The organism is Streptomyces cinerochromogenes (assembly GCF_014648635.1).
Lineage (GTDB): Bacteria > Actinomycetota > Actinomycetes > Streptomycetales > Streptomycetaceae > Streptomyces > Streptomyces cinerochromogenes.
Window position 1 is genome coordinate 110972 of record NZ_BMRM01000016.1, and the last position, 26211, is coordinate 137182.

The following is a 26211-nucleotide window of genomic DNA, read 5'->3' on the forward strand; positions in this document are numbered from 1 at the left end:
ATGGCCGCGATCAGCCTGACCAAGGTGGAGGAGACCGCGCCCGCGCTGGTCGGCGCCTACCGGTCGGCGGGGGTGTCCCTGCGCAAGCACGGCCTGGACGGGCTGCGGGCCGCCGTGTACCTCGTGGTCGACTACTCGGGCTCCATGAAGCCCTACTACCGGGACGGCAGCGTGCAGGCGCTCGCCGACCGGGTGCTGGGCCTGTCCGCGCACCTGGACGACGACGGCCGGGTGCCCGTGGTGTTCTTCTCCACGGACGTCGACGCGGTCACCGACATCGCCCTCGCCGGACACGAGGGCCGTGTCGAGCGGATCGTGGCCGGGCTCGGGCACATGGGGAAAACCAGCTACCACCTGGCGATGGACGCGGTCATCGACCACTACCTGGACAGCGGCGCCACCGCGCCCGCCCTGGTCGTCTTCCAGACCGACGGCGGCCCGATCAACAAGCTCGCCGCCGAACGCTACCTCTGCAAGGCCGCGCGGCTGCCGCTGTTCTGGCAGTTCGTCGGCTTCGGCGACCCGGGCAGCCGCCAGTTCGAGTTCCTGCGCAAGCTGGACGAACTGGCCGTCCCGGCCAAGCGGATCGTGGACAACGCCGGTTTCTTCCACGCCGGCCAGGACCCGCGCCGGGTCTCCGACGCCGAGCTGTACGACCGGCTCGTCGGCGAGTTCCCGAAGTGGCTCGTGGCGGCACGGGCGGCGGGCGTCGTACGGCCGGACTGACGCGGCGGTCCGCCACCCTCTCCTACCACGCGTCCGCCTCCGGTTGCCCGTCCGTCTCCTGGAGCCCGTCCGTGAGCACCAGGTCCCGGCACTCCTCCGGTGCCCCCCACGCCGAGCGCAGCGCCCGCGCCTTGGTGAGCCACAGCGACAGGTCGTACTCCGCGGTGTACCCGATCGCGCCGTGCAGGTGCAGCGCCGTCCGGGCCGTCCGGTACGCCGCCTCGCACGCCGTGAGCTTGGCGGCGGCCACCTCCGCCGGGCGCAGGGTCGTCGCCGCGCCGAAGAGCAGGGGGCGGGCGAACTCCAGGGCGGTCTTGGCGTCGGCCAGCCGGTGTTTGACGGCCTGGAAGGAGCCGATCGGCACCCCGAACTGGGTGCGCCGCCGCACATGGGTGACGGTCCGGTCGAGCAGGGCGAGGCCGACGCCGAGGGCCTGCGCGGCGGTGGCAAGGCGGATCCAGGTGAGCGCCCGGTCGTACGGCGCCTCGCGGGCGAGGAGTTCACCGCCGGGGGCGGACCGGGCCAGCCGGCGGGCGGGGTCCAGGGAGCGGCGCACCGGGCCGGGGGTCACTGTGGACAGGTAGAGGCCCTCGGGGGCGGGGGACAGGCACAGCGAGACCGCGTCGCCGTCGAGCGCGTATCCGCCGGGCGCCGCCACCGTCGCCGGTCGCTCGCCGGACGCGAGAGCGGGCAGGAAGCGTTCCGCCAGTGGCGGGTCGCCGAGGAGTACGGCCGCCCCGACCGTCTCCGCGAGCGGACCGGGCACCGCGTGCCGGCCCAGCTCCACGAAGGCCACCGCCAGCTCCACCGGGTGCGGTCCCGCCCCGCCGTACTCCTCCGGCACCGCGAGGCCGAACACCCCCGCCTCGGCGATCCGCGACCACAGCGCGCGCCCGCGCGCGTGGTCGCCGCGGCTCCAGGAGCGGATCACCGCGGGCGTGTCGGCGGCGGTGAGCATCGCGTGCAGCGCGTCGGCGAAGGCGCGCTGGCCGGAGTCGAGGAGGAAGCGCATCAGCGGCGCCCCTTCGGCAGGCCGAGCAGCCGCTCGGCGACGATGTCCCGCTGGATCTCGTTCGTGCCCGCGTAGATGGGTCCGGCCAGGGAGAAGACGTACCCCTCCGCCCAGGCGCCGTCGGCGCGTTCGCCCTCCGCGCCCAGCAGGTCGAGGGCCGTCTCGTGCAGCGCGAGGTCCAGCTCGGACCAGAACACCTTGTTCATGCTGGACTCCGGGCCGAGCCGGGCGCCGTCCAGGACCCGGGAGGCGGCGGCGTACGTGAACAGCTGGTAGGCGCGGGCCGCGATCAGGGCGTCGGCCACCCGGTCCCGGGCGTGCCCGGGCGACCCCTGGGCCCGCCACAGGTGCCGCAGCCGGGCGGCGGAGGCGAGGAAGCGGCCCGGGGAGCGCAGGGTGAGCCCGCGCTCGTCGGCCGTCGTGGACATCGCGATCCGCCAGCCCTGGCCCGGCTCGCCGATCACGTCCTCGTCCGGGACGAACACGTCGTCCAGGAACAGCTCCGCGAAGGCCGGCCTGCCGTCGAGCCGCCCGATCGGGCGGACGGTGACACCGGGGGCCCGCAGGTCGAACATCAGGTAGGTGAGTCCCTGGTGCGGCCTCTCGGTCTCCGGGTCGCTGCGGAACAGGCCGAAGGCCCGGTCGGCGAAAGCGGCGCGCGACGACCAGGTCTTGTGACCGCGCAGCCGCCAGCCGCCGTCCGTGCGCACCGCCCGGGAGCCGAGCGCGGCGAGGTCCGAGCCCGCCTCCGGCTCGGACCAGGCCTGCGCCCAGACCACCTCGCCGGTGGCCATCGGCGGCAGCACGCGCGCGCGTTGCTCCTCCGTGCCGTAGGCGAAGAGCGTCGGCGCGAGCAGGCCGATGCCGTTCTGGCCGACCCGGCCCGGCGCGCCCGCCGCCCAGTACTCCTCCTCGAACACCAGCCAGCGCAGCAGGCCGGCGTCCCGCCCGCCGTACCGCTCCGGCCACGACACCACCGACCAGCGGTCCGCGGCCAGTTCGGCCTCCCACGCGCGGTGCGCCGCGAAGCCCTCCTCCGTCTCCAGGGACGGCAGCGGCGTGCGCGGGACGTGCGCGTCGAGCCAGGCCCGGGCCTGGCCGCGGAACTCCTCGTCGGCCGGGGAGTGGGTCAGATCCACGGTGACGTCACCGCCCTTCCCTAACAAGTGTTTGGTAGGTTAGCGTGGTCCTATGACAGGCGTCGAGAGCCCGGTCCACGTCCCCGGGCACGGACTGCTGCGCGGCCGCACCGCCGTCGTCACCGCGGCGGCCGGTACCGGCATCGGCGGAGCCACCGCCCGCCGGTTCCTGGAGGAGGGCGCACGCGTGCTGATCAGCGACGCCCACCCGCGCCGGCTGAAGGAACACGAGGCCGGACTGGGCCGGGAGTTCCCCGGCGCGGTCGCCGCGGTGCCGTGCGACGTCACCGACGAGGACCAGGTGCGCGCCCTGTTCGAGGCGGCCGTGGCCGCGCACGGACGGCTGGACGTCGTCGTCAACAACGCCGGCCTCGGCGGCACGGCGGACCTGGTCGACATGACCGACGAGCAGTGGTCCCGGGTACTGGACGTCACCCTGAACGGCACCTTCCGCTGCACCCGGGCCGCCCTGCGCGCCATGCGCCGGACCGGCGGCGGGGTGATCGTCAACAACGCCTCCGTCGCCGGCTGGCGCGCCCAGGCCGGGCAGGCCCACTACGCCGCGGCCAAGGCCGGCGTGATGGCACTGACCCGGTGCGCGGCGATCGAGGCCGCCGCCTACGGCGTCCGCGTCAACGCCGTCGCCCCCAGCCTCGCCATGCACCCGCACCTGGAGAAGGTCACCTCCGCCGAACTGCTCGCCGAACTGACGCAACGGGAGGCCTACGGCCGGTACGCGGAGCCCTGGGAGGTGGCCAACGTCATCGTCTTCCTCGCCTCCGGCTACTCCTCCTACATGACCGGCGAGGTCGTCGCCGTCAGCAGCCAGCACCCCTGAGCAGCAGGGCAGACCACAATGGGTGCGTGCCGACCAAGAAAAAGCCCCAGGTGACCGCGGCAGCAGCCCGGCGCGGAGAACTCCTGAGCACCGCCGCCGAGGTCTTCGCCGAGCACGGCTACAACGCCACCACCGTCCGCAGGATCGCCGACCACGCTGGCATGCTCGCGGGCAGCCTCTACTACCACTTCGACTCCAAGGAGTCGATGCTGGAGGAGATCCTCCGGACCTTCCTCGACGAGCTGTGGGACGGCTACGACACGGTCCTCGCCTCCGGACTCGGGCCCCGCGAAACGCTTCAGGCGCTGGTCACCGAGTCCTTCCGGGAGATCGACCGGCACCGCGCGGCCGTCGCGATCTACCAGAAGGAGAGCAAGCAGCTCGTCACCCAGGACCGCTTCGCCTTCCTCGCCGAGTCCCAGCGCCGGTTCGAGAAGGCGTGGCTCAGCACGTTGGAACGCGGTGTCGCCGAGCAGGTCTTCCGCGCCGACCTGGACGTCCGGCTCACCTACCGGTTCGTCCGCGACACCGTGTGGGTCGCCGCCTCCTGGTACCGGCCCGGCGGCAAGCACAGCCCCGAGGAGATCGCCCGCCAGTACCTGTCGATGGTGCTGGACGGGATCGCCGTACGCGAATAGCCCTTTCCACGCGAGGGAGTTGCCATGGCCGAGGCCTACATCGTCGAAGCGGTCCGCACACCGGTCGGACGGCGCGGAGGAGGACTCAGCGCCGTCCACCCGGCCGACCTGGGCGCGCGGGTGCTGACCGCGCTGGTGGAGCGCTCCGGGATCGACCCGGCGGCCGTGGACGACGTGGTCTTCGGCTGCCTCGACACGGTCGGGCCGCAGGCCGGCGACATCGCCCGCACCTGCTGGCTGGCCGCGGGCCTGCCCGAGGAGGTCCCCGGCGTGACCGTCGACCGGCAGTGCGGCTCCTCCCAGCAGGCCGTCCACTTCGCCGCGCAGGCCGTGCTCTCCGGCACCCAGGACCTGGTGGTCGCGGGCGGCGTGCAGAACATGTCCCAGGTCCCCATCGCCTTCGCCTCCCGGCAGGCCGCCGTCCCCCTCGGCCTGACCGAGGGACCCTTCCTCGGCAGCACCGGCTGGCGCGCCCGGTACGGCGACCGGCCCGTCAACCAGTTCGCCGGCGCCGAGATGATCGCCGCCCAGTGGGGCATCTCCCGCGAGGAACAGGAGGAGTTCGCCCTGCGCTCGCACCGGCGCGCGATCTGGGCGCTCGACACCGGCCGCTTCGACCGCGAGACGGTCCCCTGCGGCGGGACCACCGTGGACGAGGGCCCGCGCCGGGACACCTCCCCCGAGAAGATGGCCGCGCTCAGATCCGTTCTCGACGGCGGTACCGTCACCGCGGCCTGCTCCTCCCAGGTCTCCGACGGAGCCGCGGCCCTGCTGCTCGCCTCCGAGCGGGCGGTACGCGACCACGGACTGCGCCCGCGCGCCCGCGTCCACCACCTCTCCGCGCGCGGCGAGGACCCCATCCGCATGCTCACCGCGCCCATCCCGGCCACCGCGCACGCCCTGAAGAAGACCGGCCTCACCCTCGACGCCATCGACCTCGTGGAGATCAACGAGGCCTTCGCGCCGGTCGTCCTCGCCTGGCTGAAGGAGACCGGCGCCGACCCCGGCAAGGTCAACGTCAACGGCGGCGCGATCGCCCTCGGCCACCCGCTCGGCGCGACCGGCGCCCGGCTGATGACGACCCTGCTCCACGAACTGGAACGCACCGGCGGCCGCTACGGCCTCCAGACCATGTGCGAGGGCGGCGGCCAGGCCAACGTGACGATCATCGAACGGCTGTGACCGGGCATCGGGAGCGCGTGACCGGGTACCGGGCGACGCTCACCGGGCCGCCCCGAGTCCCGACAGCCCGGTCAGCACCTCCTCCGCCTCGCCCATGATCCGTTCCACCAGCTCCGCGCACGAGGGCAGGTCGTCGATCACTCCGGCGACCTGCCCGGCCGCCATCACCCCCAGGTCCGTACGCCCGTCCACCATCGCCGACCTCAGCAGCATCGGCGTGTTCGCGGCGAGCAGCACCTGACTCCAGGACAGCTGCTTGCCGTGCCGGAGGGCGAGACCGTCGCGGACCAGCTGCCGCCAGGTGAGCCCGGACAGCCGCCGGAAGCCCGCCGCCCGCCGCACTGCGTGCCCGAAGGTCCGTATCCGCCCCGACCGCTCCAGCGCCGCCACCAGGTCGGTGCGCAGCATCCGGTGCGGCAGGCCGTCCACCGCCCGGGTCACCGTGACGTCCCGGACCGTCGCCGCCAGATACCGGGCCTTCACCGCGTCCGGCACCGTCGAGTCGGAGGTGAGCAGGAACCGCGTGCCCATCGCCACCCCGGCCGCCCCGTACGCCAGCGCCGCCACCAGGCCCCGCCCGTCGCGGAAACCGCCCGCCGCCACCACCGGTATCCGCACCGCGTCCACCACCTGAGGCAGCAGCACGCTCGTCGCCACCTCGCCGGTGTGGCCGCCGCCCTCCCCGCCCTGCACCAGCACCGCGTCCGCGCCCCAGGCCGCCACCTTCTCGGCGTGCCGCCGCGCCCCGACGGACGGGATCACCACCACCCCGGCCGCCTTCAGTTCGGCGATCAGCTCGGCGGACGGGGCCAGCGCGAAGGAGGCCACCCGCACTCCCTCCTCCAGCAGGATCCGCACCCGGTCCGGTGCGTCGCCCGCGTCGGCCCGGAGGTTCACCCCGAACGGCGCGTCCGTACGGGACCGCACCTCCCGTATCGCGTCGCGCAGCCGGTCCGGCGTCATCGTCGCGGAGGCCAGGATGCCGAGGGCGCCGGCGTTCGCCGCCGCCGAGACCAGGCGCGGCCCGGCCACCCAGCCCATCCCGGTCTGCACGATCGGATGGCGGACCCCGACCAGCCGGGTGAGCGCGGTCTCCATCAGCCCCCCTCCCGGTCCGGCACCTCGCGGGTGCGCGCCCCCCGCGGGTCCAGCACCTCACGGATCAACCGCAGCTCCCCCGCCTCCGGCTCCCGGGTGCACGGCACCTCGTCCGGCCCGGCCAGCGGGAACCCCGTCGCCTCCCGCACCTCCTCCACAGTCACCCCCGGATGCACCGAGACCAGCCGCATGGTGTGGCCGGGCGTGGCGAAGTCCAGCACGGCGAGGTCGGTGACGACCCGCTCGACGTGGTGGTAACGTGCCGCGCCGCCCAGCTCCGCCGCCCGGTCGTACCCCACCCCGCACACCATGTCCACCCGCTCCACGAACACCCGCCGCGAGTGCCTGGGGACCCAGTAACTCGTCGGGTTGTTCAGCGTGTTGAGCGGGGCCCCGCGCACCCCGAGCAGCTGTCTGCGGGGGCGCGCCCAGTCGCCGACGCAGGAGATGTTCTGGTTGCCGTACCGGTCCAGCTGGCTCGCGCCCATCATCACGTGCCTCCGGCCGCCCGCCACCAGCTCCAGGTGCTGCCGGTAGGGCAGCCAGCCCTCCGGGGTGCCGTCCGGACGCACCAGGAGGGCCTCGCCGTCCGTCAGCAGCAGGTCCGGCGCGAAGGTGAGCCGGGCCAGCCGCGCGCCCAGCGACGGGATCAGGCCCATCGGGCTCGCCAGTACCTCCCCGGCGCCCCGCCAGGCCTCGGCGCAGGCGATCACGCAGTACTCGGCGCGGGTGGCCCTCATCGCTCCTGCTCCTTCCGCCACTCCCGGACCGCCGTCCGGTAGGCGGTCTCGTCGGCGCCGAGGAAGCGTGCGGCGAACTCGGGCCAGGGCGTGGTCGCGTACCGCCGCTGGAACTCCTCGTCCCGGCCGTACTCCGGTGCGCAGGAGGTGAAGTGCGCGCCGTGGGGCGCCTCCACCACCCCGGTCACCGCGAGCCGTTTCAGCAGCAGCGTCTGCGGGGCGGCCTCCTTGGTCAGCTCCGCCGTCTCCACGATCCGTTCGCAGGAGACGTAGGCCGCGTCCGCCGCCTCGCAGAACAGGTCGTCGAAGTACGGGTCCGGGCCCAGGTACTGGCCGTTGCCCAGCCGGTCGGCGCGGTTGACGTGCACCAGGGCCGCGTCCAGCCGCAGCGCGGGCATGGCCACGAGCGTCTCCCCGTCCGCGTACGGCGAGGTCACCGTCCTCAGCCGCGGGTCGGCCCGCAGGACGTCCGAGCCGATCCCCGCCCGCACCGGCAGGAAGGGCAGGCGCTGCGCCGCCGCGCGCAGCCCGCACTGGAACATCCCCTCGTCCACCTCCGTCAGCTCGAAGCCGCCGCCCTCGCGCGCCGCCCGGTAGTGCGGCTCCAGGGGGATGGAGTCGAGGGTGACGAACGCGGTGACCAGCCTGCGGATCCGGCCGGCGGCGGCCAGCATGCCGACGTCCGGGCCGCCGTAGGAGACGACCGTCAGATCGCCGATGCCGGACCGCAGCAGCGCCCGGACCAGCGCCATCGGCTTGCGGCGCGAGCCCCAGCCGCCGATGCCGAGGGTCATCCCGCTCGCCAGCCGGGACACCGCCTCCTCGGCGGTCATCGTCTTGTCGGTCATCTACACCCCCTCCGTCCCGGACCCGCCGAACGTGTCGCGGACCCGGCCGGCCAGTCCGCTCAGGTTCGCTTCGAAGGTGAAGCCCTGCTCGAAGCGGTAGCTGCGGCGCACGTCGACCGGATCGATGCCGTTGAGGGCGGACTTGGCCATGCGCAGCAGCCGTCCGTCCTTGGCGGCGATCTGCCGGGCCAGGTCCAGCGCCGCCCCCGGCAGCTCCGCGCGCGGCACCACCGCCCACACCGAGCCGTGCCCGTGCAGCTCGGCGGCGCTCGCCGTGCGCCCGGTGTAGTACAGCGCGCGCATCAGGTGCTGCGGGACCAGCCGGGCCAGATGGGTCGCCGCGCCCAGGGCGCCCCGGTCCAGCTCGGGCAGCCCGAAGGTCGCGTCCTCGCTCGCCACCACCGCGTCCGCGTTGCCCGCCAGTCCGATCCCGCCGCCCAGGCAGAAGCCGTGCACCGCGGCGACCACCGGGGTCTCGCACTCGTAGACCGCCGCGAAGGCCTCCGCGCAGCCCTGGTTGGCACCGATCAGGGCCTCGTGCCCGGCCGCCTGTATCTCCTTGATGTCCACGCCCGCGTTGAACCCCCGGCCCTCGGCGGCCAGGACCACGCACCGGATCCCGGGGTCCCGTCCGGCCGCGCGCACGGCCTCGGCCAGCGCGAACCAGCCGCGCACCGGCAGCGCGTTGACCGGCGGATAGTCGACGGTGACCACGGAAATCCCCTTTTCCGGGGACGAACGGGAGACACCCATGGGCGCATCAGCTACCTTTCCACCAAACATTTGTTAGGTGACGAGGCTTCGAAGCTAGCAGCCGGCGCGGACAAGCGGGAGGCCCTGTGGATAACCGCCCTGTGGACAACGGACCGACGGACAACGGACCGACGGATGACGGACCGACGGGCAGCGGCGCGGTGGACAACGGCGCTACGGGCAGGGGCGCTGGGGGCAACGGCGCCACGGGCCGGGGTGCCGTGGGCAACGGTGCTGTCGGCGACGGCCCTGCGGGTACCTCGCCGCGCGGCAGCACCGTCGTCGTCACCGGCGGCACCAGGGGAGTGGGCGCCGGGATCGCCCGGGCCTTCGCCGAGGCGGGCGCACGCGTCCTGACCTGCGCCCGCCGCCCTCCCGAACGGCCCGTGCCCGGCGTCGAGTTCACCCCCCTCGACCTGCGCGATCCGCCCGCCGTCCGGGCCTTCTTCGCGGGACTGCCCCGGCTGGACGTGCTCGTCAACAACGCCGGCGGCACCCCGTACCGGCGCCTCACCGACGCCGACGCCGAACGGCACGCCAAAGTCGTCGAACTGAACCTGATCACCCCGCTGACCGCGTCCCTCGCCGCCTACGACCACCTCCGGCGCAGCCGGGGCTCGATCGTGATGGTCGGCAGCGTCAGCGGGGCCCGCCCCTCACCCGGCTCGGCCGCCTACGGCGCGGCCAAGGCCGGGCTCGCCCACCTGGCCGCCTCCATGGCGGTGGAGTGGGCGCCGGAGGTCCGCGTCAACACCCTCGTCGTCGGCATGGTCCACACGGATCTGGCCCACCTCCACTACGGCGGCCCCGACGGCGTCGCCGCCGTCGCCCGCACCGTCCCGCTGGGCCGGCTGGCCCTCCCGGCCGACGTCGGCGCCGCCGCCGTCTTCCTCGCCTCCGACGCCGCCGCCTACATCAGCGGGGCGAGCCTGCACGTGCACGGCGGCGGGGAACGGCCCGCCTTCCTCGATGCCGCGACCGCCGACAAGGAGAGCTGAGATGAGCGGAATCTGCGCGGGCCGGGTCGTCGTCGTCACCGGCGCCGGCCGGGGACTGGGCCGGGCCCACGCCCTCGCCTTCGCGGCCGAGGGCGCCCGGGTCGTCGTCAACGACCTCGGCGTGGGGCTGGACGGGGCGCCGGACGCGGACAGTCCGGCGGCGGCCGTCGTGGCGGAGATCCGGGCGGCGGGCGGCGAGGCGTCCGCGCACGGTGGGGACATCGCCACCAGCGCGGGGGCGGCGGACCTGATCCGCACCGCCGTGGAGACCTACGGCCGGCTCGACACCCTCGTCAGCAACGCCGGGTTCCTCCGCGACCGCATGCTGGTCAACCTCGGTGAGGACGACTGGGACGCCGTGGTCCGGGTGCATCTCAAGGGCCACTTCCTGCCGTTGAAGCACGCCGCCGCGCACTGGCGGGCCGAGGCCAGGGCCGGGCGTACCCCGAAGGCCCGGGTCGTCCACACCAGCAGCGGAGCGGGCCTGCTGGGCTCGGTCGGGCAGGCCAACTACAGCGCGGCGAAGGCCGGGATCATCGGCCTCACCCTGGTCGCGGCGGCCGAACTGGCCCGGTACGGCGTCCAGGTCAACGCCGTCGCGCCGGCCGCCCGGACCCGCATGACGGAACGTACCTTCGCCGCGACCATGGCGGCACCGGCCGCCGGTTTCGACGCCATGGCGCCCGAGAACGTCTCCCCGCTCGTGGTCTGGCTCGGCTCGGCCGGCAGCGCCGGGGTGACCGGGCGGGTGTTCGAGGCGGAGGGCGGCCGGATCACCGTCATGGAGGGCTGGCGCCCCGGCCCCACCCTGGACAAGGGGGCCCGCTGGACCCCGGCCGAGGCGGGCGAGGCAGCCCGGGGACTGCTGGCGGAGGCGGAGCCGCCGGGGCGGGTGTACGGGGTGTAGGCCCGGCGGTCCTCCGGCGAGGTGAGCCGGGCGGCGGCAGCGGCGCTACGTGTCGCACTCCAGCACCGTCCGGCACAACCCGCACCGCGCCCGTACCCGCCCCCGCACCGGCACCCTGATCCGCTGGTGGCAGGTCGGGCACGGGAAGCTCACCCGGAGCCGGCCACCGCTGTCGGGGGTGAAGGAGTACACGGCGGAGGGCGGGGCGGGCGAGGCGTGCCGGCGGTCGTGGGCGTAGCGGCGGCGGCCCGCCCAGCCGGCCCCGGTCAGCGGCGGCTGCTGCCCGTCCCGGCGGGCCCGGTCCATCCCCTTGGCGTAGGCCGTACAGGCCTGCGGGCTGGTGAACCACACGGACGGGTCCTCACCGAAGAGCAGGGCCCGCTTGGCCAGGACGTACCCGAACTCCTCCGGGGTGAGGTAGCCGAGCTTCTGCGAGGAGACCCCGTCCTCCCGGTAGGCGTCCAGCAGCAGCCAGCCCGCGCCCAGGTAGGTCGTCGCCGTGTCCGTCAGGATCTCGTTCTCCGCCGTGGTGGGGAAGGAGAGGTCCAGGCGGTGCAGGTAGACGTGCGCCACCTCGTGGGCGAGGGCCGCGCCGATGTCCCTGCGGTGGGTGCGGAACCGGTCGTTCAGCTCGACGAAGTACTCGGGGCCCGCCGCCAGTTCCACGTTCGCCGCGTGGGTCATCTCCCGGAAGCCGACGATCAGCCGCGCGTCCGGCAGCCGGAAGTGCCGCACGATCTCCCGGGCCACGCGCTGCGCGCCCAGATGCAGGTCGTCGGTGTCGCAGAAGGCCACGTCGGCGGGGGCCACGCTGGCCGAGAACGTCTCGATGGTGTCCCGCGAGAGCCGCCGGTACAGGGCGGTGACGGCGGCCCGCACCGTCTCCAGGTGCGGGTAGCCGTGCTCGACCGGTCCGCCGTTCGCCACCTCGGCACCCCCAAAGACGCCGGAACTCCTCTCCACTGTAGGCCGCGGGCCCGCGGCGGACGCCCGGTCACACGGGCAGCAGACGCGGCGCCGACCGGTCCGCCCGGCCCCCGTCCAGCTCCAGCAGCCACACCTCGTTCGCGCCCTCCCGCAGCACCGGCCCGGGCACGTACAGCGACCGCTGGGGGCCCACCGACCAGTAACGGCCCAGCTCGAAGCCGTTGACCCAGGCGAAGCCGCGCGTGTGGCCCGGCAGCTCCAGCCGGGCGTCCCCGGCCCCGCGGACCGTGACCGTGCCCCGGTACAGCCCCGGCGCCCCCTCCCCGGGCGGCCCGCCGAAGGGCACCGCGGCCACACCGCCCGCGAACGCGTCTAGATCCAGCCCACGCGCGCGTACCCCGTGCAGGTACTGCCGCTCGTGCAGGACGCCGCCGGTCACGCCCTTCGTCTCGCCGAGCCGCGGCCCGTAGTTCACCCGCCCCAGCGACTCCACCCACAGCTCCACGCGCGCGGGGCCCGCGACGGGCTCCTCCAGCACCGGCTCCTCCTCGGTGAGCACCCCGGCCCGCTCCCCGTCGACGTACACCACGGCGAGGTCCCGCAGCCCGCGTACGGTCAGCGGGTACGGCCGGCGCGGCCCGGGCACGTCCACCGCGTAGCGCACCAGGCCCCGGGTGACGCCCAGCTCCTCGAACGTGGGCGGCACCGGGGCTGCCGTCTCGGGGCCGCCCAGTGCCTCCAGTACGTCCGCCAGGGGCGCCCACCCGGTGAGCACGGCCTCGGCCGGGGTGCCGAGCGCGGCGGGCGGCGGCGGCAGGCCGGGCAGCGGGCCGGGGTGGTACGCGGACAGCACTTCGCGCAAGCGCCAGAACTTCTCGGTGGGGCGCCCGTACTCGTCCACCGGCGCGTCGTAGTCGTACGAGGTCACGTCCGGCTCCAGGGGGCCCTCGTGCAGTGCGCCGCCGCCCCGGTTGGCGCCCGCCCAGCCCCCGAAACTCGTGCCGCCGTGCGCCATGTACAGGTTCACCGACGCCCCGCACTCCAGGATCTCCCGCAGCGCCCCGGCGGCGTCGTCGGGATCCCGTACGACGTGCTCGCCGGCCCAGTGGTCGAACCAGCCGCACCAGAACTCCATGCACATCAGCGGGCCGTCGGGGCGGTGGCGGCGCAGTGTCTCGAACGCCTCGCGCGCGTGGGAGCCGAAGTTCACCGTGGCGAGCACCCCGGGCAGCGAGCCCCCGGTCACCATGTGGTCCTCGGGCCCGTCCGAGGTGCACAGCGCGGCCGTGACCCCCTTCGCGCACAGCAGGCCGGCCAGCTCCTCCAGATAGCCGGTGTCGCTGCCGTAGCTGCCGTACTCGTTCTCCACCTGGACCATGACCACGGGGCCGCCGCGGTCCAGCTGGCGGGGCACGATCTCGTGCAGCAGCTGGTGGAACCAGCTCCGGACACGGGACATGTAGCGCTCGTCCCGCGTACGCGCGCGCGTGCCCGGCTCGCCCGTCAGCCACGCCGGCAGCCCGCCGTTCTCCCACTCGGCGCAGATGTAGGGACCCGGCCGCACGATCGCCCACAGGCCCGCCTCCCGGACCGCGTCCAGGAACCGGCCCACCGCCTGCACGTCCCGGAAGGTCCCCGGACGGGGCTGGTGCAGGTTCCACGGGACGTACGTCTCCACGCAGTTCAGGCCCATCGCCCGCAGCATCGCCAGCCGGTGCCCCCACTGGGCCTCGTGCACCCGGAAGTAGTGCAGCGCACCCGACAGCAGCCGCACCGGCCGCCCGTCCAGCAGGAAGTCCGAGTCCCCCACCGAAAACGCGCTCATACGCCCGCCCCCACCGTGATCCCGACCATGCGTTCCAGCCTCGCCCCCTTCCGGTGGCCGGCGCCATGGACGAAGATCGGCGCTGCTTGGACAAAAGGAGGACGGCACCGCCCGGACGAAACGCGCCGCCCGCACGACACTCCGTCGCCCGCACGTCAACACGCCGCACGGAACACCGGGAGGAGCGCCGATGTACCAGACCTGGATGCGGTTCTTCAGCCCCGGCCCCGCCCACCACCGCCTCGGTCTGGTCTGTCTCGGCGTCGGCCTGCAGCACGGCGCGCTGCCCGCGGTCGGCCCGCGCACCCTCGACCACCACGTGGCCGTCGTGGTCAGCTCGGGCGGCGGCTGGTACCGCGGCGCCGACGACCGCCGTACGACCGTCACCGCGCCCGCCCTGCTGTGGCTCACCCCCGGCGTGCCCCACCACTACGCGCCCGACCCGGACACCGGCTGGGACGAGGGCTTCGTCGACTTCGCCGGTCCCGCCACCGCCGCCTACGGCGAACTCGGCTACATCGAACCCGACCGGCCCGTCGTCCCGCTCTCCGACGCCTCCGGCCCCCGCGCGGTCATCGCCCGCATCGTCCGGGCCGCCCGCCGCGGCAACCCCCTGCTGGAGGTGGAGACCGCCGCCGCCGTCCACGAACTCCTCGTCGCCCTGCGCCGCGCCCGCGCCGACCTCGCCCCCGACGGCGAGCAGGTGCTGGCCGCCCTGGCCCGGGACGCCTGCACCCCGCTGAGCGTCGCCGACCACGCCGCGCGGCACGGGATGACCACCGCCGAGCTGCGCGGTGCGGTCCGCCGGGCGGCCGGGTGCACCCCGAAGGACTACCTGCTCGGTGTCCGGCTCGCCCGGGCCAAGGAACTCCTCGCCGCCACCGAGCTGCCCGTCGCGGCCGTCGCCCGCCGCGTCGGCTACGACGACCCCGCCTACTTCTCCCGGCTGTTCACCCGGCGCGTCGGCCTCGCCCCCGTCCGGTTCCGCGCCCAGCAGGGCCGTACCGTCCCCGGCGGCTGGAGCGACCGCGTCCCGGACCCCGCCGACCCGCCGGTGATCCACTCCCCGGACACCCCCTGAGGCAGGTCCGTCCAGCGCATAAGGTTGGCCCTCATGACCACCAGCAACACCGGCCCCGGTGCCGTCGATCCCGAGGTCCGCCAGGAACTGGAGCGGCTGCGCGACAGCATCGACAACATCGACGCCGCCGTCGTCCACATGCTCGCCGAGCGCTTCAAGGCCACCCAGCAGGTCGGCCGCCTCAAGGCGCTGCACCAGCTGCCGCCCGCCGACCCGGCCCGCGAGGCCCGGCAGATCGACCGGCTGCGCACCCTCGCCGAGAACGCCAAGCTCGATCCGGCGTTCGCCGAGAAGTTCCTGAACTTCATCATCGCCGAGGTGATCCGGCACCACGAGCGGATCGCCGAGGACACCCACAACGGGCACCGGGCGCACGACGCCTGAACAACGGACCGGCACACGGCCGACCAGCCTCCCGGCACGCGGCTGACCAGCGGCTGACCCCGGGAAGGCCGGTAGCTCACCGGGGGACCGGCCGGGCGGGCGGCCGGGGCGCGCACGGGGGACAAAAGCCGTGTACCGATCCGCCTCTGTGCGCTGTCGGTCCCATCAGGCAGCATGGCGTGCATGTCCGTACTCACGCGCGACGAAGCGCAGCTCCGAGCACAGTTCCTCGACGTCCACCGGTACACGGTCGATCTGGACCTCACGACCGGTGCGGAGACCTTCGACTCCCGTACCGCGATCCGCTTCACCGCGCGGGCCGACGGGGACACGTTCGTCGAGCTGAAGCCCGCCGAGCTGCGCAGCGTCACGCTCGACGGACAGCCCCTCGACCCGGAGTCGCTCAGCGAGAACCGGCTGCCGCTGAAGAACCTCACCGCCGGGGAGCACGAGCTGCGCGTCGACGCGGCCATGCGCTACTCCCGCACCGGCGAGGGCATGCACCGCTTCACCGACCCCAGCGACGGCGAGACGTACGTCTACACGCAGCTGTTCATGGACGACGTCCAGCGCGTCTTCGCCGCCTTCGACCAGCCCGACCTCAAGGCCGTCTTCGAGGTCTCGGTCAAGGCGCCCGCGGGCTGGACCGTCCTCGCCAACGGCGTCACCGCCCGCCGCGACGACGGCGCCTGGCAGGCCGCGCCCACCCCGCTGATCTCCACCTACCTGGTCGCCGTCGCCGCAGGCCCCTGGCACTCGGTGCGCACCGAACACCGCGGACTGCCCTTCGCCCTCCACTGCCGCCGCTCGCTCGCGCCCCACCTCGACACCGACGCCGACGAGATCCTCGACGTCACGCGCGCGTGCTTCGACCGCTACCACGAGAAGTTCCAGGAGCCGTACCCCTTCGACTCCTACGACCAGGCGTTCGTGCCCGAGTTCAACGCGGGCGCCATGGAGAACCCGGGCCTGGTCACCTTCCGCGACGACTTCGTCTACCGCTCCGCCGTCACCGACACCGAGCGGCAGACCCGCGCCATGGTCATCGCGCACGAGATGGCCCACATGTGGTTCGGCGACCTCGTCACCCTCAAGTGGTGGGACGACATCTGGCTGAACGAGTCCTTCGCGGAGTACATGGGCTACCAGACCACCGCCGAGGCCACCCGCTTCACCGACCCGTGGACCGAGTTCGGCGTCACCCGCAAGGCCTGGGGCTACGACGCCGACCAGCGCCCCACCACCCACCCGGTCGCCCCCGAGAACGTCGACGACACGGCCTCCGCCCTGCTCAACTTCGACGGCATCTCCTACGCCAAGGGCGCCTCCGCGCTGCGCCAGCTGGCCGCCTGGCTCGGTGAGAAGGACTTCCTCGCCGGCATCAACACCCACTTCGAGCGGCACAAGTTCTCCAACGCCACCCTCGCCGACTTCATCGACTCCCTCGCCTCCGCCACCGACCGCGACGTGCACGCCTGGGCCGACAGCTGGCTGCGCACCACCGGCGTCGACACGCTCACCCCGGTGATCGCCTCGGCCGGCGGCACCTGCACCCTGACCGCCGACCGCGCGGGCAGCCGCCCGCACCGCCTCAGCGCCGGCCTGTACGACCACGACGTCGCCGACGAGGGCCGCCTGGTGCTGCGCGAGCGCGTCGGCCTGGACGTCCCGCAGAGCGCACCGCAGCCCATCGGCAAGCGCCCCGCGCTGGTCCTCCTCAACGACGGCGACATCACCTACGCCAAGCTCCGCTTCGACGCCGCCTCCTTCGAGACGGTCCGCACCAGCCTGTCCGGACTGCCCGACCCGCTCACCCGCGCGGTCGTCTGGAACGCCCTGCGGGACGCCGTCCGCGACGGCGAACTCCCGCCCGCCGCCTACCTGGACGCGGCCCGAGCCCACCTGCCGTACGAGACCGACCTGGCCGTCGCCCAGGGCGTCCTCGCCTTCGCCGCCGGCCAGCTCACCGAGCAGTACCTGACGCCCGGGGACCGCCCGGCCGCCCTGGCCACCCTCACCTCGCTCTGCCGCGACCTGCTGCGGCGCACCGAGGACGGCGACCACCCCGGCCTGCGGCTGATCGCCGTACGCCACCTGATCTCCGTGGCCGCCCACCCGGAGACCATCGCCGCCTGGCTCGCCGACGGCACGGTGCCCGGCGGGCCGGAACTCGACCCCGAGCTGCGCTGGCGCGTGCTCGCCCGGCTCGCCGCGCTCGGCGCCACCGACGAGGACGCCATCGCCGCCGAGCTGGCGCGCGACCCGAGCGCCACCGGCCAGGAGGGCGCCGCCCGCTGCCGCGCCGCCCTGCCCGACCCGGAGGCCAAGCGCGCCGCCTGGGAGGCGATGTTCGCCGGCGACGACCTGTCCAACTACCTCTTCACGGCCACCGCCCAGGGCTTCTGGCAGCTCGAACAGGCCGATCTCGTACGGGAGTACGTGCCGCGCTTCTACCCGGACGCGGTCGCGCTCGCCGCCCGCCGCGGCCCCGCCATCGCCGTCGCCGCCGGCCGCTGGTGCTTCCCGGCCCACGCCGTCGACGCCGAGAACCTGGCGCTCGGCGAGGCCTGCCTGCGCGACGGCGACCTCACCCCGGCGCTGCGCCGCACCCTCGCCGACCGTCTGGACGACCTGTCCCGAGCCCTGCGGGTACGGGCGGGACAGCGGACGGAGTAGGTCCGGTGACCTGGGACGCGGCCGGTCCCCGCCGACGACGCGGCGGACCGGCCGCCGTTCCCAGGCTCGGACGGTCAGTTGTCGACCCAGCCCCGAAAGGCGGCACCGTGATCGTAGTGACCGGCGCGACCGGCAACGTCGGCCGAGCCCTCGTCGACCGTCTCCTCGCCGCGGGACAGCCCGTCCGGGCACTGACCCGCGACCCCGAGCGGGCCGCGCTGCCCGCAGGGGCCGAGGTGGTGCGGTTCCGGCCGGACGCCCCCGCCGCCCTGTTCACCGGCGCCACCCGGCTCTTCCTGTACGCGCTGCCCGACGCGGCCCCGCTGCTCGCCGCGGCCCGCGAGCAGGGCGTCCGGCACGTCGTCCTGCTCTCCAGCGCCATCGTCCGGGAGGGCGCCGACGAGACCCACCCCATCCACGTCATGCACGCCACCGCCGAGCGGCAGATCCGCGAGAGCGGACTCGCCTGGACCTTCCTGCGGCCGGGTGCCTTCGCCACCAACGCCCTCCAGTACGCCCCGCAGATCCGCGCCGGCGACACCGTCCGCGGCGTCTTCGCCGACGGGCTCTCCGCGCCCGTCCACGAGGACGACATCGCGGCCGTCGCCGAACGCGTCCTGCTCGACGGCGGCCACGAGGGCGCCGTGCACCGGCTGACCGGGCCCGGCGCGCTCAGCAACGCCGACCAGGTCGCGGCGATCGGCGAGGCCCTCGGCCGCAGGCTGACGTTCGAGGAGACCGACCCGGCCGAGGCGGGCCCGGAACTCTTCCCGCACGTGCCGCCGCAGATGCTCGAACGGCTGCTGCAGAGCTTCGCGGAGACCGTCGGCGTGCCCCCGGAGATCACCGACACGGTGGAGCGGCTCACCGGCACCCCGGCCCGCACGTTCGCGCAGTGGGCCCGGGACCACGCCGGCGACTTCCGCGGATAGGCCCCGAGCACCGCCCAACGGCTCCTCCCGGCCCGGCAGTACACACTTTCGGGTTCCGTTCGCCTGGCTTCCGGGACACAGGGCTCCCTTCCGGTACAAGCTGGAACTCCACCCACAGCCGGAAGCCCGGGCCCGGAAGCCCGCCGGACGTCCCCTGCCCGGAGGAGAGCCCATGAGCCTGCCACCCCTCGCCTCCGGCCCGTCGGGCCACACCGCCCTGCCGCCCCTCGCCTCCGGCCCGTCCGGCCACACCGCCCTGCGGCCCCTGATCGGCACCGTCCTCGACGCGCTCGCGGCCGGCGGCGCCGAGCGCGGCGGCCCCCTGCCCGCCGGGGGACCGGAGGCCGTCGCCGAACGCGTCGCCGACGCCCTCGGCGACGTCCTGCCGGACACCGGCGACCCGGACGCCCTGCGCTCCCTCGTGCACCTCCTCGCCGCGGGCGCCGCCGACCCCGCCGACCCCTTGTGCGCGGCCCATCTGCACTGCCCGCCGCTCGCCGTGGCCACCGCCGCCGACCTCGCCGCGAGCGCCCTCAACCCCTCCCTGGACTCATGGGACCAGGCCCCGGCCGCCTCCGCCCTGGAGGCCGCCGTCGCCCGCACCCTCGCCCGCACCGCCGGCCTCGCCGACGCCCTCGTCACCACCGGCGGCACCGAGTCCAACCAACTCGCCCTGCTCCTCGCCCGCGAGGCGCACGGCGGCGTGCGCCTCGTCTGCGGCGCGAACGCCCACCACTCGCTGCCGCGCGCCGCCTGGCTGCTCGGCCTGCCCGACCCGGTCGTCCTCCCGACGCCCAACGGCACCCTGGACCCGGCCGCCCTCGACGAGGCCCTCACCGCGATCCCCGGCCCCCTGTTGGTCGCCGCCACCGCCGGCACCACCGACGCCGGCCTCATCGACCCGCTGCCCGAGATCGCCGGCCTGTGCACCGCCCACGGCGCCCGGCTGCACATCGACGCGGCCTACGGCGGCGGCCTCCTGTTCAGCGACCGCCACCGCGACAAACTCGCCGGCCTCGAAGCCGCCCACACCGTCACCCTCGACCTGCACAAACTCGGCTGGCAGCCCGTCGCCGCCGGACTCCTCGCCGTCGCCCGCCCGCACGAACTCGCCGCACTCCACCAGCGCGCCGACTACCTCAACGCCGACGACGACACCGAGGCCGGCCTCCCCGACCTGCTCGGCCGCTCGCTGCGCACCACCCGCCGCCCCGACATCCTGAAGATCGCCGTCACCCTGAAGACCCTGGGCCGCGGCGGCCTCGGCACCCTGGTCGACCAGGTCTGCGCCCGGGCCCGCGAGTTCGCCTCCCTCATCCGCGAGCACCCCGGCTTCGAGCTGTACGACCGGCCCGTCATCAGCACCGTCCTGTTCCGCCCGGCCGGAGCCGACGACGACACCGTGGCCGCCGTCCGCCGCGGACTGCTGCACGAGGGCCGGGCCGTCCTCGGCCGCGCCCGGCTCGACGGCCGGCTCTGGCTCAAGGCCACCGTCCTCAACCCCCACACCCGGCCGGACGACCTGTCCCAGCTGCTCAAACTCGCCGAACTCGCCGAAGGAAACACCCCCGGATGACCCACCCCCCAAGCCACGAGCCGGCCTCCCCACGCGACCTGGTCGGCATCGGCATCGGCCCCTGCAACCTCTCCCTCGCCGCCCTCGCCCACCCGCTGCCCGAACTCGACGCCGTGTTCTACGAACAGCGCCCCGCCTTCGACTGGCACCCCGGGCTGCTCATCGAGGGCGCCACCGTCCAAGTGCCCTTCCTCGCCGACCTGGTGACCCTCGTCGACCCCACCAGCCCCTGGAGCTTCCTCAACTACCTCAAGGACCGCGAGCGGCTCTTCCCCTTCTACTTCGCCGAGCACTTCCACATCCAGCGCGCCGAGTACGACGCCTACTGCCGCTGGGTCGCCGAAGCACTCCCCGGGCTGCGCTTCCGCCACCAGGTCGACGCCGTCCGCTGGAACCCCGAACGGGACGTCTTCGAGGTCGACTTCACCCAGCTCGACGCCGACGGCGAGGCCGAGGCCCTCGGCCGCACCCACACCCGCAACATCGTCCTCGGCATCGGCAGCGTCCCCTACGTGCCCGACCCCCTGCAGCCCCTGGTGGACGCCCCCGGCGTGCCCGTCGTCCACGCCGCCGACTACCTCGGCCACCGCGACAGCCTCCTCGCCGCCGGACACGTCACCGTCGTCGGCTCCGGACAGTCCGGTGCCGAGGTCTTCCTGGACCTGCTCCGGCGCCGCCCGGCCGGCCGGGAGAAGCTGCACTGGATCGGCCGCACCGAGGCGTTCGCGCCGATGGAGTACTCCAAGCTGGGCCTGGAGCACTTCACCCCGGACTACACGCGCTACTTCCACGCCCTCCCCGAGGCCGTCCGCGACCGGCTGGTCGCCGCCCAGTGGCAGCTGCACAAGGGCATCGACGCCGGCACCCTCGCCGCCATCCACGACGAGCTGTACCGGCGCACCCTGCACGGCGGCTGGCCCGACGCCGTCCTCACCCCCGGCGTCCGCGTCCGCACCGCGGGCCGGATCGCCACCAGCCGGATCGAGCTGCACCTGGAACACCTCCAGCAGGGCAGCCGCTCCCGGCTCACCACCGACGCCGTCGTCCTCGCCACCGGCTACCGGGACCGCCCCCTCGGCCGTATCCTCGCCGGGCTCGACCCCTACATCCGCCGCGACAGCAGCGAGCGCCCCCGCATCGACCAGGAGTACCGCCTGGTCCTCGACCCCTCGGTCACCGGCTCGGTCTACGTCCAGAACGCCGAACTGCACACGCACGGCGTCGGCGCCCCCGACCTGGGCCTGGCCGCCTGGCGCAGCGCCACCATCCTCAACTCCCTCACCGGCAAGGCCCCGTACCCGCTGCCGTCCCGAACGGCGTTCACCTCCTTCGGCCTGGAGGACCCCCCGGCCAGGGTGCCGCAGGCCCGACAGCTCACCCCGCTCGTCGACGGAAGGTGAGCCTGCACGTCGATGACGCCGACGCGAAGGCGATCGCCGGCGCCGTCGACCTGTCGCTCCTGCGGCGGTAGAGGACCTGCCGGGCGCTAGAAGACCGGCTTGCCGTCGCGGACCAGCTTCCAGTCCACCGAGGCGAAGTCCTTCGGGTCCAGGACACCCTTCGCGGTCACCCACTCCGCGATCCGGGTGCGGATCTCCGTCGACTCCGACCACAGCTCCTTCGCGGTGGCGACGTGCGGGAAGGCACCGCCGCCGTTCGCGCGGTAGTTGTTCACCGCGAGCACGAACTGCTGAGCGTCGTCCAGCGCGGCCCCGTTGAAGGTCAGGTTCCTGATCCGCGAACCGGCCGGCTGGGCGATGTCGATGTCGTACGACAGACCCGAGACGTAGTCGTAGTTGTAGTCCGGGCGGCCGCCGGCGTTGGTCAGCTTCTCCACGTCCACCGTGGCGTCGGCCGCCGTCTGGACGTAGTACTCCGCCGAGTACTCCAGGTAGGCGCGCACCTGGGCGCCCGTCAGCAGCTTGGCGACCAGCGTGTTGTCGTAGACGTACAGGCTCGACAGGTCCCGGATGGTCACGTCGCCGGCCGGGATCTGCGAGGTCCGGGAGAACGGCGAGGCCTGGGCGATCACCGGCAGCGAGGCGTACGCGGTGCCCGCGAGCGCCGCCTTGACCACGTCCTCCTGGACCTTGGTGATCAGGTCGATGATCGGGGCGTCCTTGTAGCGGGCCTCGACGGTCGTCAGGGTCTGTGTCGCCCGGCCCACGACCTGGTTGACGTACGCGACGACCTTCTTGTGCTCGTCGGTGAGCAGCTTGGTGATCTTCGGGTCGTCGGCGACCGCGTTGGAGTTGCGCAGCGAGGCGGAGACCGACTCGACCTCCCAGCGGCCCTTGCCGAACACCAGCTGGATGTCGAAGAGGGTGAGCCGCTCGGCGTAGCACAGCGGCTCGGACAGCACGACCGTCCTGCCGGTCTGCTCGTTGACGACCTTCAGCTCCGGGATCTCCACGTGCGCGTGCCCGACCAGGATCGCGTCGATGCCCGGCACCTGCCGGGCCACGTTGGCCGCCGCGTTCTCCACGTACGGCACCTGGTCGCCGTAGGACGAGGTGCCCGACGTACCCGAGTGCGCCGAGACGACGACCACGTCGGCGCCCATGGACTTCAGCTTCGGCACCCACTTCGCGGCCTGTTCCTCCAGGCCCGGGAAGGCCAGCTTGCCCTGGACGTAGGCCTTGTCCCAGATGGCGATGCCCGGGTTGGTCAGACCGAGGACGGCGACCTTGACCGGCTTGGCGCCCGGCACGTGGAACGTCTTCATGAAGTACGGCGGGAAGGCGGGCTTCAGCGTCTTCGCGTCCACCGCGTTGGCGCCGAGCAGCGGGAAGTCGAGCTGGTCCTCGAACTTCCGCAGGGTCTCGATGCCGTAGTTGAACTCGTGGTTGCCGAGGGCCGCCGCGTCGTAGCCGATCGCGTTCATCGCCTGCGCCATCGGGTGCACCGGGCCGCCCTTGGCGGTGATCGGGTCGACCTTGGCGTAGTAGTAGGTGAGCGGGGTGCCCTGGATGGTGTCACCGGCGTCCAGCAGCAGCGTGTTGCACCGGCCCTTCTCCTTGCGCACCTGCTCCACCAGGGTGGAGATGCGGGCGAGGCCCATGGCGTTGCCCGCCTTGTCGGCGTACTCCGCGTCCTTGAAGTAGTCCCAGTTGAAGACGTGACCGTGCAGGTCGGTGGTGCCCATGACGGTCAGCGCGTACCGCTTCACGGGGTGCCCGGGCTTCTTCGCCTCGGCCGCCTCGGCCGCCGGGGCCGCCGCCGCGCCGGCGACCGCCACTCCCGCTCCGGTGGCGGCGGACTTCTTCAGGAACTTCCGGCGGTTCAGCGGCATGTCTCTCGGTCTCCTTGGCGAATGGTCAACAACGCGCGTAGATTCTGACCTGAGCATGACTTCCGGCAACAGGTCCGGGAGGTTGCGATCTGGTGACCATCGCTCAGAAGAGCGAACCACCGCACAATTCAACAGTTGTCAATTGGCCTTTGCCCAAAGTCTGTTGAGTAGTCATACGAGGCCGATTCTCTACCCGTGGGTAAGCCATAGGCTCGACCCATGCGCCGAGCAAAGATCGTCTGCACTCTGGGGCCCGCCACCGACTCGTACGACCAGATCAAGGCACTGGTCGAGGCCGGAATGGACGTCGCCCGGTTCAACCTCAGCCACGGCACCCACGCCGAGCACGAGGAGCGGTACCAGCGCGTGCGAAAGGCGGCCGACGAAACCGGCCGCAGCGTCGGAATCCTCGCCGACCTTCAGGGCCCGAAGATCCGGCTCGGCCGCTTCACCGAAGGACCCGTACTCCTTGAACGCGACGACACCTTCACCATCACCGTGGAGGACGGCGCCGAGGGCGACCGCCACCAGTGTGGCACCACCTACGCCGGCCTCGCCGCCGACGTCACGCCCGGCGAACGCATCCTCGTCGACGACGGCAAGGTCTGCCTGGAGGTCACCGCCGTCGACGGCCCCCGCGTCCACACCCGGGTCCTCGAAGGCGGAGTCGTCTCCGACCACAAGGGCCTGAACCTCCCCGGTGTCGCCGTCTCCGTCCCCGCCCTCTCCAAGAAGGACGAGGACGACCTGCGCTGGGCGCTGCGCACCGGCTTCGACGTGATCGCCCTCTCCTTCGTCCGCAGCGGCGACGACGCCGCCGACGTGCACCGGATCATGGCCGAGCAGGGCCGTCGCCTCCCGGTGATCGCCAAGATCGAGAAGCCACAGGCCGTGCAGAACCTCGACGGCATCGTCGCCGCCTTCGACGGGCTGATGGTCGCGCGCGGAGACCTGGGCGTCGAGATGCCGCTGGAGCAGGTCCCGATCGTCCAGAAACGCGCGGTCAAGCTCGCCAAGCGCAACGCCAAGCCCGTGATCGTCGCCACCCAGATGCTCGACTCGATGATCGAGAACTCGCGGCCCACCCGCGCCGAGGCCTCCGACGTCGCCAACGCGGTCCTCGACGGCACCGACGCGGTGATGCTCTCCGGCGAGACCAGCGTCGGCAAGTACCCCGTCGAGACCGTACGCACCATGGCGAAGATCGTCGCGGCGGCGGAGGAGGACATGCTGGCCAAGGGACTGCCCCCGCTGACCGAGCGCAGCAAGCCGCGCACCCAGGGCGGTGCGGTCGCCCGGGCCGCCGCCGAGATGGGCGACTTCCTCGGCGCGAGGTTCCTCGTCGCGTTCACCCAGTCCGGAGACACCGCCCGCCGGCTCTCCCGCTACCGCTCGCCGATCCCGCTCCTCGCCTTCACCCCCGAACCGGCCACCCGCTCCCAGCTCAGCCTCACCTGGGGCGCGGAGACCTTCCTGGGCCCGCACGTGGACTCCACGGACGCCATGGTCGACCAGGTGGACGAGCTGCTCCTGAAGTACGGCCGCTGCCGGAAGGGCGACATCGTGGTGATCACGGCCGGCTCCCCGCCCGGCGTCTCCGGCTCGACCAACATGGTCCGGGTCCACCACATCGGGGAGGACGACAGCCCCCAGTGACGGTGCGCACGCCCTGCGTAGCCGATCGTGGCCCTGAACAGCGAAAAGCGGAAGATCACGCGCGCGTGATCCTCCGCTTCGGAGAGTGCCGGGTGCGGGACTCGAACCCGCACGTCCTTTCGGACAGATGTGTTTGAGACATCAGCGTCTGCCTGTTCCGCCAACCCGGCGAGGCACTTCCGGGAGTGTACCGGTTCACCGCCTCCCACCGCAGCTAGGTACCCTGCTGGAAGCAGTGCCCTGCCCTGGACCAAGGAGCCTCCGTGACCGCCCCCGAGTCGCCCCAGCCCGTAGACGTGCCCGACGACGACAAGTCGCACGTGCCTCCGCTGACGACCCGTGTCGTCATCGCCGAGGACGAGGCCCTGATCCGGCTCGACCTGAAAGAGATGCTGGAGGAGGAGGGGTACACCGTCGTCGGCGAGGCCGGGGACGGTGAGCAGGCCGTCGAGCTGGCCCGTGAGCACAAGCCGGACCTGGTCATCCTGGACGTGAAGATGCCCAAGCTGGACGGTATCTCCGCGGCCGAGAAGATCGCCGAGGAGTCCATCGCGCCGGTCCTGATGCTCACCGCCTTCTCGCAGCGCGACCTCGTGGAGCGGGCCCGGGACGCCGGTGCCATGGCGTACCTGGTGAAGCCGTTCAGCAAGAGCGACGTCGTCCCGGCGATCGAGATGGCCGTCTCGCGGTTCACCGAGCTGAAGCAGCTGGAGAAGGAGGTCGCCGACCTCACCCAGCGGCTGGAGACCCGCAAGCTGGTCGACCGCGCGAAGTCCATCCTGCAGACCGAGTACGGCCTGACCGAGCCGGCGGCGTTCCGCTGGATCCAGAAGACCTCGATGGACCGCCGCCTGTCGATGCAGCAGGTCGCGGAGGCGGTCATCGCGGACAACCAGGAGAAGAAGGCGGCCAAGAAGGGCTGAGACCTCTCGTACGACGAGGCCCGCGTCCCGGAGAAGGGGGCGCGGGCCTCGTCGTCGTTC

Annotated in this window: 23 protein-coding genes and 1 tRNA gene; 14 read left to right on the forward strand and 10 right to left on the reverse strand. The window is 73.4% G+C overall.

Annotation, left to right across the window (positions count from 1 at the left end):
* Positions 1-726, forward strand: coding sequence for a vWA domain-containing protein (locus tag IEZ20_RS28325; RefSeq protein ID WP_189303867.1), 726 nt, complete (start codon positions 1-3; stop codon positions 724-726).
* A 22-nt stretch (positions 727-748) separates the two neighbouring features.
* Here the strand turns inward: IEZ20_RS28325 and IEZ20_RS28330 are convergent, their stop codons facing one another.
* A complete protein-coding gene (locus tag IEZ20_RS28330; RefSeq protein WP_189303869.1) occupies positions 749-1738 on the reverse strand; it encodes an acyl-CoA dehydrogenase family protein in 990 nt (329 codons plus the stop codon).
* Positions 1738-2877: an acyl-CoA dehydrogenase family protein gene (locus IEZ20_RS28335; protein WP_189303872.1), complete on the reverse strand. Its 1140-nt coding sequence runs from the start codon at positions 2875-2877 to the stop codon at positions 1738-1740. The genes IEZ20_RS28330 and IEZ20_RS28335 overlap by 1 nt, the downstream gene beginning before the upstream one ends.
* Before the next feature lie 52 nt (positions 2878-2929).
* Between IEZ20_RS28335 and IEZ20_RS28340 the strand changes: the two genes are divergently transcribed.
* Genes IEZ20_RS28340 through IEZ20_RS28350 form a run of 3 tightly spaced genes read left to right on the forward strand, consistent with a single transcriptional unit; the run spans position 2930 to position 5535 of the window.
* A complete protein-coding gene (locus IEZ20_RS28340) occupies positions 2930-3715 on the forward strand; it encodes an SDR family oxidoreductase (RefSeq protein ID WP_189303874.1) in 786 nt (261 codons plus the stop codon).
* A 26-nt stretch (positions 3716-3741) separates the two neighbouring features.
* A complete protein-coding gene (locus tag IEZ20_RS28345; protein WP_189303876.1) occupies positions 3742-4353 on the forward strand; it encodes a TetR/AcrR family transcriptional regulator in 612 nt (203 codons plus the stop codon).
* 24 nt (positions 4354-4377) lie between these two features.
* The gene (locus IEZ20_RS28350) at positions 4378-5535 is read left to right on the forward strand and encodes an acetyl-CoA C-acetyltransferase (protein WP_189303878.1); all 1158 of its coding nucleotides are present in this window, start codon (positions 4378-4380) and stop codon (positions 5533-5535) included.
* 39 nt (positions 5536-5574) lie between these two features.
* Here IEZ20_RS28350 and IEZ20_RS28355 read toward each other — a convergent pair whose 3' ends face one another.
* The 4 genes from IEZ20_RS28355 to IEZ20_RS28370 are packed head-to-tail and all read right to left on the reverse strand — an operon-like array spanning position 5575 to position 8974.
* Complete coding sequence (locus IEZ20_RS28355; RefSeq protein WP_189303879.1) at positions 5575-6633, reverse strand: NAD(P)H-dependent flavin oxidoreductase; 1059 nt, start codon at positions 6631-6633, stop codon at positions 5575-5577.
* Positions 6633-7373, reverse strand: coding sequence for a CoA-transferase subunit beta (locus tag IEZ20_RS28360; protein WP_189303880.1), 741 nt, complete (start codon positions 7371-7373; stop codon positions 6633-6635). Before IEZ20_RS28360 ends, IEZ20_RS28355 begins: the two co-directional genes overlap by 1 nt.
* A complete protein-coding gene (locus IEZ20_RS28365) occupies positions 7370-8221 on the reverse strand; it encodes a CoA transferase subunit A (RefSeq protein WP_189303881.1) in 852 nt (283 codons plus the stop codon). Before IEZ20_RS28365 ends, IEZ20_RS28360 begins: the two co-directional genes overlap by 4 nt.
* Positions 8222-8974: an enoyl-CoA hydratase family protein gene (locus IEZ20_RS28370; protein ID WP_189303882.1), complete on the reverse strand. Its 753-nt coding sequence runs from the start codon at positions 8972-8974 to the stop codon at positions 8222-8224.
* 221 nt (positions 8975-9195) lie between these two features.
* Here IEZ20_RS28370 and IEZ20_RS28375 point away from each other — a divergent pair, with 221 nt between their 5' ends.
* Both IEZ20_RS28375 and IEZ20_RS28380 read left to right on the forward strand, forming a co-directional pair.
* On the forward strand, positions 9196-9972 hold the full coding sequence (locus tag IEZ20_RS28375; RefSeq protein ID WP_189303883.1) for an SDR family oxidoreductase: 777 nt from the start codon (positions 9196-9198) through the stop codon (positions 9970-9972).
* A 1-nt stretch (position 9973) separates the two neighbouring features.
* Positions 9974-10879 (forward strand): SDR family oxidoreductase, encoded by a 906-nt coding sequence (locus IEZ20_RS28380; RefSeq protein WP_189303884.1) that lies wholly within the window; start codon positions 9974-9976, stop codon positions 10877-10879.
* A 45-nt stretch (positions 10880-10924) separates the two neighbouring features.
* On the opposite strand, the gene IEZ20_RS28385 is transcribed toward IEZ20_RS28380, so the two are convergent.
* Positions 10925-11806, reverse strand: a complete 882-nt coding sequence (locus IEZ20_RS28385) for a hypothetical protein (protein WP_189303885.1) — start codon at positions 11804-11806, stop codon at positions 10925-10927.
* 67 nt (positions 11807-11873) lie between these two features.
* Complete coding sequence (locus IEZ20_RS28390) at positions 11874-13631, reverse strand: glycoside hydrolase family 35 protein (protein ID WP_189303887.1); 1758 nt, start codon at positions 13629-13631, stop codon at positions 11874-11876.
* Between the two features lie 190 nt (positions 13632-13821).
* Here IEZ20_RS28390 and IEZ20_RS28395 point away from each other — a divergent pair, with 190 nt between their 5' ends.
* The 6 genes from IEZ20_RS28395 (at position 13822) to IEZ20_RS28420 (ending at position 21680) form a co-directional block, all read left to right on the forward strand.
* Positions 13822-14712 (forward strand): helix-turn-helix domain-containing protein, encoded by an 891-nt coding sequence (locus IEZ20_RS28395; protein WP_189303889.1) that lies wholly within the window; start codon positions 13822-13824, stop codon positions 14710-14712.
* A gap of 33 nt (positions 14713-14745) precedes the next feature.
* Positions 14746-15096 carry a chorismate mutase gene (locus IEZ20_RS28400; protein WP_189303891.1) on the forward strand — a complete coding sequence of 117 codons (351 nt, stop codon included), beginning with the start codon at positions 14746-14748 and terminating at the stop codon, positions 15094-15096.
* A 174-nt stretch (positions 15097-15270) separates the two neighbouring features.
* Positions 15271-17772, forward strand: a complete 2502-nt coding sequence (gene pepN / locus IEZ20_RS28405; protein WP_189303893.1) for an aminopeptidase N — start codon at positions 15271-15273, stop codon at positions 17770-17772.
* Between the two features lie 107 nt (positions 17773-17879).
* Entirely contained in the window at positions 17880-18704 is an 825-nt protein-coding gene (locus tag IEZ20_RS28410) for an NAD(P)H-binding protein (protein WP_189303896.1), read from the forward strand.
* A gap of 172 nt (positions 18705-18876) precedes the next feature.
* Positions 18877-20280 carry a pyridoxal phosphate-dependent decarboxylase family protein gene (locus IEZ20_RS28415; protein ID WP_189303898.1) on the forward strand — a complete coding sequence of 468 codons (1404 nt, stop codon included), beginning with the start codon at positions 18877-18879 and terminating at the stop codon, positions 20278-20280.
* Positions 20277-21680, forward strand: a complete 1404-nt coding sequence (locus IEZ20_RS28420; protein ID WP_189303899.1) for a lysine N(6)-hydroxylase/L-ornithine N(5)-oxygenase family protein — start codon at positions 20277-20279, stop codon at positions 21678-21680. Before IEZ20_RS28415 ends, IEZ20_RS28420 begins: the two co-directional genes overlap by 4 nt.
* Positions 21681-21766: 86 nt before the next feature.
* Here the strand turns inward: IEZ20_RS28420 and IEZ20_RS28425 are convergent, their stop codons facing one another.
* Complete coding sequence (locus tag IEZ20_RS28425) at positions 21767-23572, reverse strand: bifunctional metallophosphatase/5'-nucleotidase (RefSeq protein WP_189303901.1); 1806 nt, start codon at positions 23570-23572, stop codon at positions 21767-21769.
* Between the two features lie 219 nt (positions 23573-23791).
* Between IEZ20_RS28425 and pyk the strand changes: the two genes are divergently transcribed.
* Entirely contained in the window at positions 23792-25228 is a 1437-nt protein-coding gene (gene pyk / locus IEZ20_RS28430) for a pyruvate kinase (RefSeq protein WP_189303903.1), read from the forward strand.
* An 86-nt stretch (positions 25229-25314) separates the two neighbouring features.
* Here the strand turns inward: pyk and IEZ20_RS28435 are convergent.
* Positions 25315-25398: transfer RNA gene (locus IEZ20_RS28435), tRNA-Leu, on the reverse strand.
* A 93-nt stretch (positions 25399-25491) separates the two neighbouring features.
* Here IEZ20_RS28435 and IEZ20_RS28440 point away from each other — a divergent pair.
* A complete protein-coding gene (locus IEZ20_RS28440) occupies positions 25492-26151 on the forward strand; it encodes an ANTAR domain-containing response regulator (RefSeq protein WP_189303905.1) in 660 nt (219 codons plus the stop codon).
* Positions 26152-26211: the final 60 nt, after the last annotated feature.

Coding starts and splice junctions, on each gene's coding strand:
- IEZ20_RS28355 (WP_189303879.1), bottom strand. CDS start 6,633: ATGGAGACCGCGCTCACCCGGCTGGTCGGGGTCCGCCATCCGATCGTG.
- IEZ20_RS28340 (WP_189303874.1), top strand. CDS start 2,930: ATGACAGGCGTCGAGAGCCCGGTCCACGTCCCCGGGCACGGACTGCTG.
- IEZ20_RS28330 (WP_189303869.1), bottom strand. CDS start 1,738: ATGCGCTTCCTCCTCGACTCCGGCCAGCGCGCCTTCGCCGACGCGCTG.
- pyk (WP_189303903.1), top strand. CDS start 23,792: ATGCGCCGAGCAAAGATCGTCTGCACTCTGGGGCCCGCCACCGACTCG.
- IEZ20_RS28400 (WP_189303891.1), top strand. CDS start 14,746: ATGACCACCAGCAACACCGGCCCCGGTGCCGTCGATCCCGAGGTCCGC.
- IEZ20_RS28415 (WP_189303898.1), top strand. CDS start 18,877: ATGAGCCTGCCACCCCTCGCCTCCGGCCCGTCGGGCCACACCGCCCTG.
- IEZ20_RS28350 (WP_189303878.1), top strand. CDS start 4,378: ATGGCCGAGGCCTACATCGTCGAAGCGGTCCGCACACCGGTCGGACGG.
- IEZ20_RS28420 (WP_189303899.1), top strand. CDS start 20,277: ATGACCCACCCCCCAAGCCACGAGCCGGCCTCCCCACGCGACCTGGTC.
- IEZ20_RS28390 (WP_189303887.1), bottom strand. CDS start 13,631: ATGAGCGCGTTTTCGGTGGGGGACTCGGACTTCCTGCTGGACGGGCGG.
- pepN (WP_189303893.1), top strand. CDS start 15,271: ATGGCGTGCATGTCCGTACTCACGCGCGACGAAGCGCAGCTCCGAGCA.
- IEZ20_RS28370 (WP_189303882.1), bottom strand. CDS start 8,974: ATGGGTGTCTCCCGTTCGTCCCCGGAAAAGGGGATTTCCGTGGTCACC.
- IEZ20_RS28395 (WP_189303889.1), top strand. CDS start 13,822: ATGTACCAGACCTGGATGCGGTTCTTCAGCCCCGGCCCCGCCCACCAC.
- IEZ20_RS28425 (WP_189303901.1), bottom strand. CDS start 23,572: ATGCCGCTGAACCGCCGGAAGTTCCTGAAGAAGTCCGCCGCCACCGGA.
- IEZ20_RS28380 (WP_189303884.1), top strand. CDS start 9,974: ATGAGCGGAATCTGCGCGGGCCGGGTCGTCGTCGTCACCGGCGCCGGC.
- IEZ20_RS28325 (WP_189303867.1), top strand. CDS start 1: ATGGCCGCGATCAGCCTGACCAAGGTGGAGGAGACCGCGCCCGCGCTG.
- IEZ20_RS28365 (WP_189303881.1), bottom strand. CDS start 8,221: ATGACCGACAAGACGATGACCGCCGAGGAGGCGGTGTCCCGGCTGGCG.
- IEZ20_RS28360 (WP_189303880.1), bottom strand. CDS start 7,373: ATGAGGGCCACCCGCGCCGAGTACTGCGTGATCGCCTGCGCCGAGGCC.